The organism is Sinorhizobium prairiense (assembly GCF_029201645.2).
GTDB lineage: Bacteria > Pseudomonadota > Alphaproteobacteria > Rhizobiales > Rhizobiaceae > Sinorhizobium > Sinorhizobium meliloti_A.
Map to the genome: position 1 here is coordinate 419070 of NZ_CP104132.1, position 15252 is coordinate 434321.

Consider the following 15252-nt stretch of genomic DNA (forward strand, 5'->3'; position numbering starts at 1 on the left):
GAAGTCTGCCGTCAAAGCACGGAGACGTTTTCCGCCTTCGACTTTCCGGTCTTGCGATCTTGACCGACCTCGTAGCTGACCTTGTCACCCTCTTTCAGCGAACCGCCGTGCTGCAAGGCAGACACGTGAACGAAGACGTCCGTTCCGCCATCCTCAGGCGTGATGAAGCCAAATCCCTTGTCGTCGTTGAAAAATTTAACAGTACCTGTAGGCATGATAGTCCCTCCTTGCTCGCGCACTTTTGGCTCGCGTGCCGAACCTACAGCGCGAATGCTTTCCGATCAACGTCAGCAGCCGTTCTGATCGTTTTCACATGTGACTACATCACGAAATGGAGAAAAATCCCGCGGAGGTAGACGTGATGGCCCTCCGAGCGTCGGCGAAGTTGCGCGTTACCGTTACTTTGCCGCTCAAGGGCCGGAGCGGTGCGCAAGGCTCGCACGGCTGGCTGCGCGTTGTTCCGTCGGAAACAGCGCCGATACGAGAAGCGATGCTAAGAAAAGGGAATGTCACCGACCAGGCGCCCGGGCAGAAACGCCAGTATGCGTTGGCGATCGGCCTTTGACATCCTGTCATAGTAGCCACGAACTATAGCTTGCGGGACACAACGCGATTGCGGGTGCAGTCCGGGTCTTGTCGGCTACTCGAAGTAGGCAATCAGCTCAGGTGCAGAACTCGCTTGAAAAAGGAGTGTTCGTGCGATGGCCAGCAGCGCTGACAACAGTTTGTTTCGCTTCACGCATCTTCGTGCCGCGAAAACTCGACTCCGACGCCCTCAGTCCGGCGAGTCGCCGACAACATCGGCGCCGACCATCCACACGCCTGCGCCGACCTCCGTACGGCCAAAGCCACCCATCGGCTTGCCGACGTTCGATCCGGTACGCGAGTCCAGAGATCTGGTGAGCGCCAAGCGCGAATTCGAAAAGCTCGATCCGCTCCGCGATCTCAACCTGTCGGTTGACCGCGGTCTGTTCACGTTGCAGGCCAGTGCCATCGATCGTCTGTCTCCGAGGACGAAGTCGACGCTGGAAAAGCTCGGTCTGTCTTCGGCGGGCACCCACATCGGCGAGCTTGTCGCCGCGATCGATGGCGCTCTGACGCCGCCTCAACCGACGGATCTGCCCGGGCATCCGCCTGCCCCGAGTCCCGGTCCTGCCGAACTGCGCGCGGTCGGTGTAGCCGATCTGCTGGTGGTGAAGCAGCAAATCAAACGCTACGAAGCCGGCGAAATCGCGCACATCGAAAACGTTCTCAACGGCGAATCCAAGCTCCGTACGCACCGCCAGCTCAACCGAACCGAAGAGATGATCAGCGCCCTCAAGGAACAGGAGCACGAAAAAGAGACGGAGCTGCAGACCACCGAGCGCTTCGAGCTCAATCGTGAAACCACGCGGACACAGAAGGCCGATCAGAAGGTCGGCTTCGGGCTCTCACTCTCCGGCAAGTACGGCCCGACGGTCGAGTTCGAAAGCAAGCTCGATGTCAGTAATCAGACCAGCGAGGAAAATGGCCTTAAGAATTCCGTCACCTATGCCAAAGACGTCGTCGAGCGCTCCAAGGAACGCATTGTCGAGCGCGTTCGCGAAGAACGGCGACTCACCATCCTGCGCGAGGTCGAAGAAGTCAACGAGCATCGCCTCACCAATGAGAGCGGCGAGCATAGTGCCGGCATCTATCAGTTCGTCGACAAGATCTATGAGTCGCAGGTGTTCAACTATGGCCTGCGCCAGATGTTCGACTTCATGATTCCAGAGCCTGCGTCGTACCTGTGGCACCTCGAGCAGATGCCGCAGCCAGATCCGGAGTTGCCGATTCCGCCGATCAGATTGGAGGTCGAAGCACCGGACGCGAGCCACATCGATGAGGGCAACTATCTGCGCCTTGGCGCCCGTTACGGCACAAGGGGACTCAAGGCGCCACCGCCGATTTTTCTCGTGAGGAGTGCGAGCGTCGCCCAAGGCATGGGCAACGACTCAGAGGAGGATCAGCCTCGCAGCCGCAATCAAATCGAGGTCCAGATTCCAAAGGGCTACCGGCCCGTCTGGGCGTTGACGACGGTAATGGGGGTCACGGACGAGGACCCTCACTTCTCGCTCAGTGTCGGCAACGAGCACGATTACTGGCGTCCGGCTGCACAAGGCGAGCGGATCGATGTTGAAGAAGGCGACCTTCGCTTCTATCGGCCCAACGCCAACCGGGTAACGCTGTTCCCGAGCGACGGCGGAATTTACGCCGACGACGACAAGCTATACATCCACATTTTCGCGCACGAGACCGCGAACTACAGCGTGCACACCAAAGTCACCTTCCAGCGCAAGTCTGAGGCGCTGCGCGAATGGGCCACGTCGACCTACGACATGATCGCCGAGGCGTACTCCAATGTCTTGCTTGGGTATCAGCAAGAAGTCGAGACACTGAAACAGAAGAATGAAGCGGAAAAGGGACTCGCATTCGAGTTCGGGAATCCCCCGTCCGTCAACGAACGAATTATCCGGACGGAGTTGAAGAAGCATTGCCTCGCGTTTATCCGCAACGAACACGCCGGCTTGTTGAGCACCGCGCACACCACTGGCGGCTCGGTATACCCTCCACTCTTCCACATCGAGGATGCCAAAGCCGACGGAGCGATGGTTCGCTTCTTTGAGCACGCCTTCGAGTGGGATCAGATCCAATACGTGTTCTACCCATATTTCTGGGCACGACCGGGGGATGGGCCGACCGATTCCGCGCACGGAACATGGATCCCGAGCTCGAGGAGTTCCTGAAGGCAGGCTATGCGCGCGTCGTCGTGCCGGTGCGAGTCGGGTTCGAAGCGGCTGTTTCCTATTTCATGCAAAAGGGCGACGTGTGGAACGATGAGGGCGAGCCGACGATCGATCATCCCCTCTACAAGCCGATTGTCGATGAAATCAAAGAGCGCACGGGAGGCAACCTCGGCGAAGTGCCGGTCGGCGCTCCATGGGAAACGCGGCTGCCGACGACTGCCGTCCTGGTGCGCAAGGGTCACACACTGCCCGAATGGGAACGCGTTTCGCCGACTGAGTGGAACTGGAAGCCCAAGGTCTAGAGTTCAAGGCAACGACTGCAGTGTGCGGAAGGCGCGATTATGGTGAAGGGCTCGAGCGCCATCACTTTCTACAGGGAGGTGGACGACGCGATTGCGAGAAATCCTCCGAACGTGGGCGATCTCGTCGTCCTTAAAAAGCTGTGCGAAGCCGTCGAGGCCGACGACAAGTCGGCTGTCGCGCGATTAACGCGGGAGCTCGTCAATCTGTCCGGTGTCGAGGATCCTCTACATGCGATCTCTTACGAGCTTTTTCACGCGGTAATGGCCCGCATCCTCCTGAGTGGATGGTTCGAAGAGTTCGATCTCCTCATCAATTGGCCCCAAACCCGGTTTGGCACTAAGAACGAGCGAGTCGCGGATAACTGGAACGGCATCGTCACGATCGTGAAGGAGCAGCCTCGATCAGTGGGGCTCTTGACTGAACAGAATCGCGAGAAGGAGTGGCAGCGAAGTTTGAACGGCCTCGACGGTGCGATGCGACACTTCGCCAAGGTAGACTTGCCCCCGGCCGCCAGGATGGGTGCGCTGCCAGAAGGCCCCACCCTCTACGAGAGGATTCTCCCTGAGCAACTGCTGGAGACGATAGAGCAGTTCTATCGCATCTTGCAGATACTTTTCCAGCAGATGCTCGAACTCGCAGTGGTGAAACTCGAGAGAGATAATAATGACGCGGCCGGGCTGCGCAAGTTGCAAGATCTTCAACTGTCGCTGTGGATTCTTCTCAGTCCAAAGGACATTCAGAACGACGTGAAAATCAAGACAGTGCTTGATGAGCAGAAGGTTCAGAACAACCGCCGCACCATGATTCTCAACAAGATGATACGCGTGGCCGAATTCCGCTATGGACGTAGCGGCGCAAGGCCCCACCGCTTCCTGGACGCGTTTCCACCGCACGACTCTCGCAGCGTGATCTTCAATTCACTGGACCGTGAAGATAGGGAGGAGCCGTACGTCCGAGGCGAAAGGATCGGCAGCATCCAGGTGTCGAGGGATCGTCAACTTGCTTACTTCCTGGTTACTTACGGACACACATGGGATCCGAACCAGCGTCTGACGCAGGCGCACTTGTTTCGCCGCGCGCTGATCAAAGGTCGACATGGCGGGAGGCTCAGGCTCGTGGAAAACGACGAGTTGATCGCGTTCTTGTATAGCTTCTTCGCAGAGACACTCGCTGAGTTCACGCGCCAAGCCCCGACGGCAGTGGACAAGAGCAAGGCAGGCGTCAATGCTTGGCGTGCGACCGTCGACATGGCCAGCGTGTATTTCGGGCAAGTAACGACTCACTCCAGACTAAATCTGACTGAAGGTCCGCCGAACTATCTGACACATACGTTCCCGCGGAACCTCATCGGCCGATTGCTTCAGGACTGCGGTGTTCATGCTGTGAGATCAGCTTACATTTTGTTGTCAGTCTTGAATCGGATCAACGGGGTACATGCGGAGCTTGCCGGTCCGATTCGTGCGCGTTGGGTGCGTCTGCCGCTTCACGTCGGAATGCTGATTCAAACCGGCAATTTCGGGGTGGTCGTACAACATAACGAGTACGCCTCGGTGACCGACAACGATGAATTGAGCAGCATCAGGACTGCGTGGGAGCGGCAGCCTCACGAGAGCGACCCCTCGGATCCCAACGATGCTACGCTCAAGTTCCACGAGGATCTCACGGCAAATGGTTTCAGCAGCGATCTCGATATGCCGATCAGCTCGATTCCGATCCTTGAGGCTGGAGAGCCTGTTACGACGCACACCATCTGGAACTCGTATCAAAAGAAGGTTGTACCGTCACAACTGTTCACGCGTCTGGTTGGTGCGAGCAACGCTCCGCAGTACCAGTTCGACGTTCGCTACTTACGGCTCTCAGAGCTGGAGCGTGAGTGGTACAACAGGCATGTGCTCCGGTTCTGGAACACGGAGTGCTTCGCCATTTGGGAGAGCTGGGCGAGCGTTCTGACCAGTACCAAGATCAGTGACAAAGAATATGAAAAGCACAAGCAGGCATATATGAAGGGGCTGAACGAAGCATTGGATAGAGTTGAAGACAGCTACGAGCAGCAGATTCGACCCAAGAAGGACGAACTGAGCGACGCCCTTCGCGCCGACAGCAGGCTCCTGCTGCCAAGAGTGCGCATCGTCTCGGCGGCGCGCCTGGAAACCGTTTTGCCGGCGGTCGAGAAAGTCGTGGATCATTTAAACGAGATCTCGCAGCCGGGTTTCAGGCTCAAGCCGGATTTCGCTCCGCCTTTCGCGAGGAAGGAGGAAGTGCTTTTAGAGGTGCCATAGGGCGGGTGCGCGGCACCCGCCAACTCAGTTCGAGGTCAAATGCCTTGCCTGGCTTAAACATGCCGGGGGGAGCCGATCCACAGTCGTGCCTCCGCAACGCCGGCAGGTCTGTTACTCAATGCAAGCTATCTCGCTCGGTTCCAGCGACCTTGGATCAAAGCCGCCCGTCCTGGAAATTGATACTTGTCAACGGCTGCGATTCGGGAAATCTCCGCCGGCTTCCCGGAGGACGACCATGGCCGAGACTAGTCACACGCCTGAGCAGGCAAGCCGCCGTGAGTGGGTTGGCCTGTGCGTCCTGTCGATCGCATGCCTGATCTATTCGATGGACCTGTCGGTGCTGTTCCTCGCGGTGCCAGCGATCGTCGCGGACCTCGATCCTTCCGCATCGCAACTGCTCTGGATAAACGACATCTATGGCTTCATGGTCGCGGGCTTTCTCGTGACCATGGGAACGCTGGGAGATCGAATCGGGCGGCGACGGGTATTGCTGATGGGCGCTTTTGCTTTCGGCGTCGCATCGGCCTTCGCGGCTTTTGCAAACACGCCGGAGCAACTCATTCTGGCAAGGGCTCTGCTTGGCATCGCGGGTGCAACGATCGCGCCCTCCACTCTGTCGCTGATCGTCAATCTCTTCAAAAACGAGGCGGAGCGAAACAGGGCGATCAGCATCTGGGGCACGGCCTTTGCGCTGGGCGGCCTCGTTGGCCCCCTCATCGGCGGAATTCTGCTACAGTATTTCCACTGGGGATCGGTATTTCTCATCAACATACCAGTCATGCTCTTGCTTCTGGCCGTCGCCCCGTTTCTGCTGCCGGAATACAGGAACAATGATGCCGGCCGACTGGATCTGTTGAGTGTCGTGCTTTCGCTGGCCACGGTTCTGCCGATCATCTACGGCTTCAAGCATATGGCTGCCGACGGTTTCCAGCTTGCCCAGGTCGTCTATATCGGACTGGGGCTTCTGGTCGGCCTCCTGTTTGTGAGGCGCCAGCGGCGCCTCAGCGACCCATTGGTCGACCTCGCACTCTTCCGGGTGCCAGCCTTCACGGCCTCGCTGATGGTAAACCTCGCCGGTGTCTTCTTCGTCTTCGGCGTCTTCCTGTTTCAGAACCTCTTCCTGCAGCTTGTGCTCGGTCTGTCCCCATTGAAGGCTGCGCTCTGGTCCGCGCCATCGGCCTTCGTCTTCGCAGTCATGTCTTTTCAGGCCTACCGTTTCACCAACCGCTTCGGACCCGTCAGAACCGTGCTCGGCGGGCTTTTGATCAATGCGGCGGGAGCTGCCGCCATGGCTGTCGCCGCCTACGCCGAGAGCTTGATCGGGATCCTTGGCTCCAGCATGATCATCGGCTTCGGCTTCGTTCCTGTCGTCCTCACCACGACCGGCCTGATCGTGGGAACTGCACCGCCCGAACGGGCAGGCTCGGCTTCGGCCATATCGGAAACGAGCGCGGAATTTGGAGGCGCGTTGGGGATCGCGGTGCTCGGCAGCTTGGCGACCCTGGTCTATCGTATGGCGATGAACCGCGCCGACCTGAGCGGCCTCGATCCCGTGCAAGCCGAGGCCGTTTCTGCTACCCTTGCCGGCGCAGTCGAGACAGCTCGGTCGATGCCGGGTTCAACGTCAGCCGTCTGGCTTGAGACTGCGAAAAGCGGCTTCTCACTTGGTTTCTCCATATGTTGCGTCGTCGCAACGGTGACGCTCCTTCTTCTCGCGATCGTCGCCCGGCGGGTATATGCCAGCGCACACATCGACGAGAGCACATTGGCCTCTCATTAGGTCACGATGATTTAGGAATGGCGAGGATGCGGTCTCGCCCAAACCTTTTGGCCTCGGCGGCGTTTATCCTCCTCAATCGAAGGAGGCATCAATGAAATCCGAAACCGGGCAGAAACAGCGCGACATCCAGAAGCAGGTTGAAGAGGCCGACAAGAAGGAAAAACCGAAGGCCTCAGGAGCCATGCAGGCGGGCGCTCGCCGTTATCCGGAGCCGCCATTTCCGAAGGTGCATCAGGACAAGCCGGGCTCAGAGGCTGATCTTCCCGTCGCGCCAATGTACGATGCCCCGTTTTACAAGGGTTCAGACAAGCTGAAGGACAAGGTGGCGCTGATCACGGGGGTGACTCCGGCATCGGTCGGTCGGTGGCGGTCCTCTTTGCCCGTGAAGGGGCGGACGTCGCCATCGTGCATCTCGACGAATCTCAGGACGCAGACGAAACAAAGGCTGCTGTGGAACAGGAGGGACGAAAGTGCCTTGTGATCAAAGGCGACGTCAAGGATGCGAGCTTCTGCCGAAAGGCAGTGGAAAAAACGGTCATGCAGCTTGGACGCCTCGACATCCTCGTCAACAACGCCGCCTTCCAGGTCCACACGCGTGACATCGAGGATCTGACCGACGAACACTTCGACGAAACGCTGAAGACGAACCTCTATGGCTACTTCTACATGGCGAAGGCCGCTATTCCGCATTTGAAGAACGGCTCGGCGATCATCAACACCGGGTCCGTCACGGGCCTTACCGGCTCGAAGGAGCTGCTGGACTACTCCATGACCAAGGGTGGAATTCATGCCTTCACCCGCGCTCTTTCGGGACATCTCGTTCCCAAAGGGATCCGCGTGAACGCCGTCGCGCCCGGCCCGGTCTGGACGCCTCTCAATCCATCGGACAAAGAGGCTGAAGATGTGGAGAAATTCGGCTCCCAAACGCCGATGAAGCGTGCGGCGCAGCCAGAGGAAATTGCTCCGGCCTACGTCTTTCTCGCCTCTCCGCAAATGTCGAGCTACATCACCGGCGAGGTTCTTCCGATCGTCGGCGGTTACTGATCTCGTCCTGTAGTTCAGCGCTGCGGCGGTCACTGCCAAATCGCTTCTATACGCTGCCGTATTGACGTGGTCGCGGCGGCATAGTATACGCCACCGTATACTGAACATGGATCAGCACCATGAAATCGGATGCAGGAGTCAATCGCCTTCAAGATGGACGCGCCGGCCGTAGTGCACTTCTCATGGCATCCGCAGTCAATGCAGTTGCCGCCATTTACCACATCATTGGCGGGACGTCCGAGGTGATGTACCCCGTCTACTCGGCCAATCTGCCACCCGCCTCCGCCGGTGTGCTCGACATCTTGTGGTACCAGATGGCGGCGCTGATAGCGGGCGGTGCCGTGGCCACGTTGGTGGCGGCATTCCGTAGCGACTGGCGCTGGCCGGTAGCCTGGATAATCGGAGGCCATTTCCTGGTGGTCTCGGGTATTTGCCTGTTCTTCACCTTTGTCTGGTTCGGGAACCCATGGGGCCTTATTCAATGGGCGATCTTCGGCCCGGTAGGCCTCATCCTATTTTGGGCGGCCGCCCGGCCGGCGGAAAGCGGAGCCGGCGCTCCAAGCCTTTGAAACGACGCACTTCCGGACGGAAAGTCGTTACACTCTTTCCTGGAAGTGCCCTAGCTTCGGCAGACGGGACGAAGCGTGAGGCGGGTCGAATGGCAGATAGACGAGATGGTCCAACAAAGGCCGATTGGGTCGCAGCCGGATTATCTGCTCTGACAGCCGGAGGGATTGAGGCGGTCAGGGTGGAGCGTTTGGCCGTGATTCTTGGCGCGAGCAAAGGCCCGTTCTACTGGCGCTTCAAGAATAGAGATGAGCTTCTCCAGGCGATCATAGAGTTTTGGAAGCGTGACTTCACCGCCAATCTAATCGAACAGACAAGTCACTTCGATACACCGCGTGAACGCTTGGAGGCGTTGGCAGAACTCGCCGTCGTATCGACGTCTGGTGCTTTGGACGTCGCGAAAACAGAGTGCGCGCTTCGGGCGTGGGCGGCACGGGACCCCTTGCCGAGGGCGGCAGTGCGGGAGGTGGACGCGATGCGCACGAAACACCTGACGGAGGAGTTCAAACTTCTTGGTGCGCCGCACCCACTGGCGGAACAACTTGCAAAGGCCGTCTACCTGGCACTCTTGGGGCTTTATACTGTTCGCCAATACACGCCAGAGCTCGCCGACGAGCAATCATTTCTGACCGGCGTGAGGATCGCGCTCGACGCTGCACAGATACAGTCTCATTCGACCGACGTCAGCGCGGCGGAAAAACAGGCTTGAGCCAGACATGTAAACATAATTTTCCTTCTCTGACCGCCAAATCGCCTTCTGGTCGTCGACCGAGATAGCTCAGGCAGTTGCGGGCCGGCCCGACATGGTGATCCGCGATCAAAGGTCTACGGGCCACGCCCTTGTCTCTTCCAGCGGGTAGCCCGTCTCAAGAAGGGATTTGACGCTGGCGAAGAGATGAGGCCATCCCTTTGACATAGCAGCGATAGCAAGGGAGTTTTCCACTTCGGATTCTTGGATGACCGTCAGCTTTACCGACGTGCCGATCTCTTCGAGGACGTAGCTAACCTTGGAATGCCCCTCCTGGCGGAGCTCCTCATGAAGTTCGTCGCGCCAGGAAATCACAAGCTTGTTCGGCCGATCCGCCTCAAGGACCTCTCCCGAATCCGCTGTCCGCCCATCCGGAGCAACCAGCCGCCAAGGAGAGCCCCGCGACCAGTCGCTTTCTTGCCAAGTGCCCGCCCAATACTGACTGGTAACCTCCCTGGCAGTAAGGGCTTGCCAAAGAAGGTCAGGGCTGCAGCGGATGTAGGTGGAATATGTGAAACGTTCCTTCATCGGCGGTTCCTTTCGGTGCTATTCGGCGAGAGCCGGAAATCGTCACGCCTCAGAACCGAGCGCCCTCTAGGCGCGTTGTTCCGCTGTCTATCTCGGTCAGCTCGAACGTGACTTCCCCCGCCTTGCCATCCTCCCATGTGAAGGCCAGGAGCCGAGGTGGTTCATAGCGAATAATGCGTTCCTGCCAACGATGGCCGACATATGGCTTGTACCGGTCCGGCGTAGGAACGACCTCGTCCGAGAGACGGTCGTGATCCATCGTCAGCCCGAAGGCGCCGCCAACCTGCAGGTCCGTTGGACCCGACATGAACCAGCGCGCGCGCAGGTCTGGATCAACGAGGTACTGCCAAACGGTAGCGGCAGGTGCCGCCAGGATTCGTTCAAAGCGAAGCATGTCGGGCGAGATCTTGTCTGCAGTCATTGATTCTGCTCCTCCTTCAGGGCCTGTTCAAGCGCGTCCAGGCGAACGTTCCAGAACCGCTCCCACTGGGCGAGCCAGTCGTTCGCCTCTTTCAGATTTCCGGCGTTTAGCCGGCACATATTCTGGCGGCCAACCTTGCGCCGTTCGATGAGGCCGGCCCGCGTCAAGATCGCGACATGTTTTGCCGCGCCGGCGAGCGTCATCTGGTAGGGCCGGGCGAGTTCGCTGATAGGCTTCTCACCAGATGCCAAAGCGGCAAGCATTCCCCTCCGTGTGGGATCCGCAAGGGCAGCGAACGTCAGAGTCAGCTTTTCGTCAACCATATGGTTTAGTATTGCTGAAATGGAATAATGTCAACCGATTGGTTGAGTATCACAGGTTCGCATCTTCGCGGAAAACAGTTCCTTCGACATGAAAGGCCGTTCGACGGTCTGCCGCAGGCGGCACCTATAGTCGGCCGAAATTCTCGAGGAAAACCGTTACCGGGTATCGCTCTAAGGCACCTGGGAACCCGCCACGGCGACATAAAGTGAATAAAGCGAGCGGGTTGCCGCAATGAACAGGCGGTTGCGCCTTGGTCCGCCGAATGTGAGATTGGCGACCGTCTGCGGAACCAGGATCTTGCCGATCAGCTTGCCGGCAGGATCGAAACAGTGCACTCCATCTCCGGCGCTCGACCATACGTTTCCGTTCGCGTCCGTCCGGATGCCGTCCGGAATTCCTTTGTCGATGACGCAGAAGACGCGTCCGTTCGCGAGCCGTCCGCCGTTGGTCAAGTCGAAGGCGCGTATGTGCCGAGGGAGGCGGTCATCGTGACTTGCCGATGAATCCGCCACGTAGAGGGTCTTTTCGTCGGGCGAGAAGGCGAGGCCGTTCGGCTGGATGAAGTCCGTCACGACCGCCGAAAGCTCGCCGGTCTCCGGATCGAGCCGGTAGACGTTGCGCGTCGGCTGCTCCGGGTCTGCGCGATAGCCTTCGTAGTCGGACATGATGCCGTAGGTGGGATCGGTGAACCAGATCGTGCCGTCCGACTTGACCACGACATCGTTCGGTGAATTGAGCCGCCTGCCTTCGAAACGATCGGCGAGCACGGTAATCGAGCCGTCCACCTCGGTGCGCGTGACGCGGCGCGTGCCGTGCTCGCAGGAGATGAGCCGTCCCTGCCTGTCGCGTGTATGGCCGTTGGTAAAATTGGACGGCTCACGATAGACGGAAACGCCGCCCTCCGGCGTCCATCGCAGAATGCGCTGATTGGGAATGTCGCTCCACAGGAGTTGGTTCGCATCGTTGAACCAGACGGGACCTTCCGCCCAGCGGCAGCCGGAATGGAGCTCGTCGAGACCGGCGCTGGTCACGATCATCTGCCGGAAGCGCGGGTCGTGGATTTCGTAGATGGAGGCCTCGGCCATGACAGTCTTTCCGTTTATCGCATGCCCCGGCGACCGCCGGCGAGCATGATGACGCTGATGATGATGAGGCCGGTCATGATGAGGCGAATGCCTGCGCCGAGCCCATAGGTGTTGAGCATGGAGACAACGAGGAACATGAAGAGCGACGCGCCCCATATGCCGGGCACGTTGGAATCGCCGCCGGCGACCGCTGTGCCGCCGATCACGACGACGGCAATCGACATCAGAAGATATTCCGCGCCCATGTTGAGCGCCGCGCCGCCGGAGAAGCAAGCAAGCAGATAGCCGCTGATCGAAGCGAGCACGGCGCAGAACAGGTAGGTGACGAAGCGCGTTCCGTCGACCGGTATGCCTGCCATGCGCGCGGCCGGCATGCTCTGTCCGATCGCCGAGATCCAACGGCCGTAGATCGTCTTCTCAAGCAGGATCCAGGCGAGGACGGAGATCAGGAAAGCGACGATTGCCACGTTCGGCACGCCGAGCGTGCTCGTGGTGGTGAATTCCGCAAGCACGCTCGGGGGCTTGATCCGAAGACCGCGGTTCGTCCAGATCGCGCCAGACTGGACGATGAAGCTCATGGAGAGCGTTGCGATAATCGGCGGGATGCGCAGCGCCTTGATAAGCGTGTAGTTGCAAAGACCGACGCCAAGACCAATGAAAACGGCAAGGAGAAGGCCGGGCAGGATCATGCCGTTTTCGACATTCATCAACTTCAGTGCCACCGTGCCGGCGAGCGTCATGGTGGCGGGAACCGAGAGATCGATGTTTCCGGGGCCGAGGGTGATGACGAACATCTGCCCGATGCCGACGATCACCGAGAAGGCCGCAAAGGTGAGCGCTGCCTGCGACAGTCCGAGCGTGCCGGCGCCGCCCGTCACCATGATCGTCAGGAACCAGACGACGAAGGCAGCAAGCCACGACCAGACCCAGGGTTTGCCGAACTGGCGGACGAGCGCGTTCATCGGCGTTTCTCCCGCTTCTCGAAGCGGTTCAGCATCAGGCGGAGCGCGAGCACGATGATCAGAATCGCGCCCTGGGCGCCAATCTGCCAGTCCGGGGAGATGCGCAGGAAGGAGAGGAACGAGCCGGCAAGCGTCAGCGTCAGCGCCCCGATGACGGCGCCGACGGGAGAGACGCGGCCGCCGATGAATTCGCCGCCCCCGAGGATGACGCCGGCGATCGACAGCAGCGTGTAGCGCAGCGCGATGTTGGCATCGGCCGAGGTGGTCAAGCCGACGAGGCCGATGCCTGCCAGCACCGCAAAGAGGCCAGCGAGGGCATAGGCGGTCGCGCGTGCCGCGACGATAGACCAGCCGGCGCGCTCCACCGAGCGCTGGTTGCCGCCGACGCCACGGATCAGAACGCCGAGCGAGGACCGCTTGACGATGAAATGCGCAATGACGGCGATGATGATGCTGGCGACGATCGCCATCGGGGCCAGGGGCGGCTTGACGGTCATCAGCCACCGCACCCAGTCGGGCGCCTGCCCCCCGGCGCCGGCAGCAACAGCACCGCAAGTCCGCCCCAGACGAAGCTCATGCCGAGGGTGACGACGATGGACGGCAGGTTTCGTAAATGGATGACGACGCCGATCGCCGCATAGGCTGCGACCGCGCCGGCGAGGATCAGGATGCCTATTGCCGGCGCGTCCCGCAGGAACGTCGCGGCCACGCAGGCGACGAAGCTCACGAAGGCGCCCATCGAGAGATCGAGATCGTTTACCGCCATCACGAACATTTGCGCGATCGTCGCGAGCGCGATCGGCACGGCCAGGTTGAACAGCAGGTTTAGGCCGATATAGCTCATGGCGCGTGGTTGAAGCCAGAACACAGCAGCCAGCAGCAGCGACAGCGATAGAGCGGGAATGACAAGGCGAATGGCCTCGGAGGACAGGCGAAACGTCATGCGGCTCCCTCGAAGGAGGCGGAGATAATATTCGTCTCGTTGACGGCATCGCCGCCGAGTTCGGCCGTGATGCGGCCCTCGCGGAACACATAGACCCGGTCGCAGAGGCAAACCTCGTCCATTTCCGTCGAATACCAGATGAAGGTGCGGCCGCGCGCCGCCTCCTCGCGGATGATCGCGTAGACTTCCTGCTTGGTACCGACGTCCACGCCGCGCATCGGATCGTCCATCAGGACGATCGATGCGCGCGTGGCGAGTGCGCGGGCGAAGAGCACCTTCTGCTGGTTGCCGCCGGAAAGCGACAGGATGGGTTTGTCCAAATCGGGCGTGCGGATTTCGATCCGTTCTTTCCAGGTCGTTCCTCTCGTCTTTCGCCGGCCTCGAGGACGAGGCCGCGGCGGGACATGTCACTGAGCGAGGCGATGGAGAAGTTTCGCAGGATGCTCCACAATTCGAAAACCCCGTTGAGGCGGCGGTCGCCGGCGACGAAGGTGACGAGCGGATTGCGCTGCGGCAGCCAGTTGCCGGACCGGGCGGCATGCAGCGCGAGGAGGAGCTCGGTCTGTCCGTGGCCAGCCAGGCCAGCGAGGCCGATGATCTCGCCAGTGCGCGCCGTGAAGGGAATACCCGCTGCCGGATGGGACAGAACGACCGGCGCCGCGGATTGGTCGCGCACCGGACGCTGTCGGGTTTCCGCCTTCGTGACGCTCCCCATTGCCTCCACGAGGCCGTGATGGTCGAAGCGGTGCGCCGGACGTTCGGCGACGACGCGGCCGTCCTTCATGACGACGATACGGTCGGCGGTTTCGAGGATCTCGTGCAGGATATGCGAGATGAAGATGACGGATCCGCCACCGGCGATGAAGCGGCGGACATGGTCGAGCATCTGACGGGCGAGGCTTGCATCGAGCGACGATGTCGGTTCGTCCAGGATCACCAGCCGCGGGGGAGTGCCGGCATCGGAAAAGGCTAGAGCGATTTCGACCATCTGCCGTTCGGCGATCGAAAGATCTCCCACGGTCCGGCCGCTGTCGATGCCATGGCCGGGGAAGACGGCGTCGAGGCTCTTCTCGATGATCTTCGCAGCCCGCGAACGCCAGCCGAAACCGCCGAGAGCGCGATGTACAAGACGGGTGTTCTCGACGATGGAGAGGTTGGGGCAGAGGGACAGCTCCTGAAAGACGCAACGCACGCCCCGGTCGCGGGCGGCATTGATGCCGTAGCGTTCCTGCCGCTCGCCGTCACTCGTGACGGTTCCCTGGTGTGGCGTAAGGCCGCCATTGATCACGCTGACGATCGTGGACTTGCCGGCCCCGTTATGTCCGACGAGCCCAACGCATTCGCCGGGCATGACACGAAGCGTGACGCCGTCGAGCGCCTTGACTGCGCCGAAGCTTACTTTGGCGCCGTCGACCGCAATGATCGCCTTCGCTACGTCGTCCATACTGCTCGCCATCATCTGCTCAACAAGACTGCCGCGCGGTCATCTACGGCCGCGCGGCA

The 15252-nt window shown here is 60.1% G+C and carries 13 protein-coding genes and 3 pseudogenes; 7 read left to right on the forward strand and 9 right to left on the reverse strand.

What is annotated here, in order from left to right; all coding sequences use genetic code 11:
• Nucleotides 1-11: 11 nt before the first annotated feature.
• A complete protein-coding gene (locus tag N0Q91_RS21645; RefSeq protein ID WP_018096455.1) occupies nucleotides 12-215 on the reverse strand; it encodes a cold-shock protein in 204 nt (67 codons plus the stop codon).
• A 486-nt stretch (nucleotides 216-701) separates the two neighbouring features.
• On the opposite strand from N0Q91_RS21645, the gene N0Q91_RS21650 reads away from it, so the two are divergent.
• The 7 genes and pseudogenes from N0Q91_RS21650 (at nucleotide 702) to N0Q91_RS21680 (ending at nucleotide 9447) form a co-directional block, all read left to right on the forward strand.
• Entirely contained in the window at nucleotides 702-2765 is a 2064-nt protein-coding gene (locus tag N0Q91_RS21650) for a hypothetical protein (RefSeq protein ID WP_275598181.1), read from the forward strand.
• A complete protein-coding gene (locus N0Q91_RS21655) occupies nucleotides 2738-3067 on the forward strand; it encodes a hypothetical protein (protein WP_275598182.1) in 330 nt (109 codons plus the stop codon). The genes N0Q91_RS21650 and N0Q91_RS21655 overlap by 28 nt, the downstream gene beginning before the upstream one ends.
• A 39-nt stretch (nucleotides 3068-3106) precedes the next feature.
• On the forward strand, nucleotides 3107-5347 hold the full coding sequence (locus N0Q91_RS21660) for a hypothetical protein (RefSeq protein WP_275598183.1): 2241 nt from the start codon (nucleotides 3107-3109) through the stop codon (nucleotides 5345-5347).
• Between the two features lie 235 nt (nucleotides 5348-5582).
• Nucleotides 5583-7127, forward strand: coding sequence for an MFS transporter (locus N0Q91_RS21665; RefSeq protein WP_275598184.1), 1545 nt, complete (start codon nucleotides 5583-5585; stop codon nucleotides 7125-7127).
• Between the two features lie 91 nt (nucleotides 7128-7218).
• Nucleotides 7219-8171: pseudogene (locus N0Q91_RS21670) on the forward strand (SDR family oxidoreductase).
• 119 nt (nucleotides 8172-8290) lie between these two features.
• On the forward strand, nucleotides 8291-8740 hold the full coding sequence (locus N0Q91_RS21675; RefSeq protein ID WP_275598185.1) for a hypothetical protein: 450 nt from the start codon (nucleotides 8291-8293) through the stop codon (nucleotides 8738-8740).
• 89 nt (nucleotides 8741-8829) lie between these two features.
• Nucleotides 8830-9447, forward strand: a complete 618-nt coding sequence (locus N0Q91_RS21680; RefSeq protein ID WP_275598186.1) for a TetR/AcrR family transcriptional regulator — start codon at nucleotides 8830-8832, stop codon at nucleotides 9445-9447.
• 108 nt (nucleotides 9448-9555) lie between these two features.
• On the opposite strand, the gene N0Q91_RS21685 is transcribed toward N0Q91_RS21680, so the two are convergent.
• The 8 genes and pseudogenes from N0Q91_RS21685 to N0Q91_RS21715 form a co-directional block, all read right to left on the reverse strand.
• A complete protein-coding gene (locus tag N0Q91_RS21685; protein ID WP_275598187.1) occupies nucleotides 9556-10014 on the reverse strand; it encodes an SRPBCC family protein in 459 nt (152 codons plus the stop codon).
• 67 nt (nucleotides 10015-10081) lie between these two features.
• Nucleotides 10082-10435, reverse strand: a pseudogene (locus N0Q91_RS21690) (SRPBCC domain-containing protein); the annotation flags it as partial.
• Nucleotides 10432-10758 carry an ArsR/SmtB family transcription factor gene (locus tag N0Q91_RS21695; RefSeq protein ID WP_100673531.1) on the reverse strand — a complete coding sequence of 109 codons (327 nt, stop codon included), beginning with the start codon at nucleotides 10756-10758 and terminating at the stop codon, nucleotides 10432-10434. The pseudogene N0Q91_RS21690 and the gene N0Q91_RS21695, both read right to left, overlap by 4 nt.
• A 171-nt stretch (nucleotides 10759-10929) precedes the next feature.
• A complete protein-coding gene (locus N0Q91_RS21700; RefSeq protein WP_275598189.1) occupies nucleotides 10930-11844 on the reverse strand; it encodes an SMP-30/gluconolactonase/LRE family protein in 915 nt (304 codons plus the stop codon).
• A 14-nt stretch (nucleotides 11845-11858) separates the two neighbouring features.
• On the reverse strand, nucleotides 11859-12806 hold the full coding sequence (locus N0Q91_RS21705; protein WP_018096450.1) for an ABC transporter permease: 948 nt from the start codon (nucleotides 12804-12806) through the stop codon (nucleotides 11859-11861).
• Nucleotides 12803-13749: pseudogene (locus N0Q91_RS21710) on the reverse strand (ABC transporter permease). The gene N0Q91_RS21705 and the pseudogene N0Q91_RS21710 overlap by 4 nt, the downstream one beginning before the upstream one ends.
• Nucleotides 13746-14024: a hypothetical protein gene (locus N0Q91_RS31185; RefSeq protein WP_527232512.1), complete on the reverse strand. Its 279-nt coding sequence runs from the start codon at nucleotides 14022-14024 to the stop codon at nucleotides 13746-13748. Before N0Q91_RS31185 ends, N0Q91_RS21710 begins: the two are co-directional and overlap by 4 nt.
• Nucleotides 13979-15208 (reverse strand): ATP-binding cassette domain-containing protein, encoded by a 1230-nt coding sequence (locus N0Q91_RS21715; protein WP_527232513.1) that lies wholly within the window; start codon nucleotides 15206-15208, stop codon nucleotides 13979-13981. Before N0Q91_RS21715 ends, N0Q91_RS31185 begins: the two co-directional genes overlap by 46 nt.
• Between the last annotated feature and the right edge of the window lie 44 nt (nucleotides 15209-15252).

Bases quoted from the DNA above. Each gene is read 5' to 3' on its own strand.
- N0Q91_RS21660 (WP_275598183.1), top strand. From the start codon at position 3,107: ATGGTGAAGGGCTCGAGCGCCATCACTTTCTACAGGGAGGTGGACGAC.
- N0Q91_RS21675 (WP_275598185.1), top strand. From the start codon at position 8,291: ATGAAATCGGATGCAGGAGTCAATCGCCTTCAAGATGGACGCGCCGGC.
- N0Q91_RS21700 (WP_275598189.1), bottom strand. From the start codon at position 11,844: ATGGCCGAGGCCTCCATCTACGAAATCCACGACCCGCGCTTCCGGCAG.
- N0Q91_RS21705 (WP_018096450.1), bottom strand. From the start codon at position 12,806: ATGAACGCGCTCGTCCGCCAGTTCGGCAAACCCTGGGTCTGGTCGTGG.
- N0Q91_RS21695 (WP_100673531.1), bottom strand. From the start codon at position 10,758: ATGGTTGACGAAAAGCTGACTCTGACGTTCGCTGCCCTTGCGGATCCC.
- N0Q91_RS21645 (WP_018096455.1), bottom strand. From the start codon at position 215: ATGCCTACAGGTACTGTTAAATTTTTCAACGACGACAAGGGATTTGGC.
- N0Q91_RS21665 (WP_275598184.1), top strand. From the start codon at position 5,583: ATGGCCGAGACTAGTCACACGCCTGAGCAGGCAAGCCGCCGTGAGTGG.
- N0Q91_RS21650 (WP_275598181.1), top strand. From the start codon at position 702: ATGGCCAGCAGCGCTGACAACAGTTTGTTTCGCTTCACGCATCTTCGT.
- N0Q91_RS21685 (WP_275598187.1), bottom strand. From the start codon at position 10,014: ATGAAGGAACGTTTCACATATTCCACCTACATCCGCTGCAGCCCTGAC.
- N0Q91_RS21655 (WP_275598182.1), top strand. From the start codon at position 2,738: ATGGATCCCGAGCTCGAGGAGTTCCTGAAGGCAGGCTATGCGCGCGTC.
- N0Q91_RS21715 (WP_527232513.1), bottom strand. From the start codon at position 15,208: ATGATGGCGAGCAGTATGGACGACGTAGCGAAGGCGATCATTGCGGTC.
- N0Q91_RS21680 (WP_275598186.1), top strand. From the start codon at position 8,830: ATGGCAGATAGACGAGATGGTCCAACAAAGGCCGATTGGGTCGCAGCC.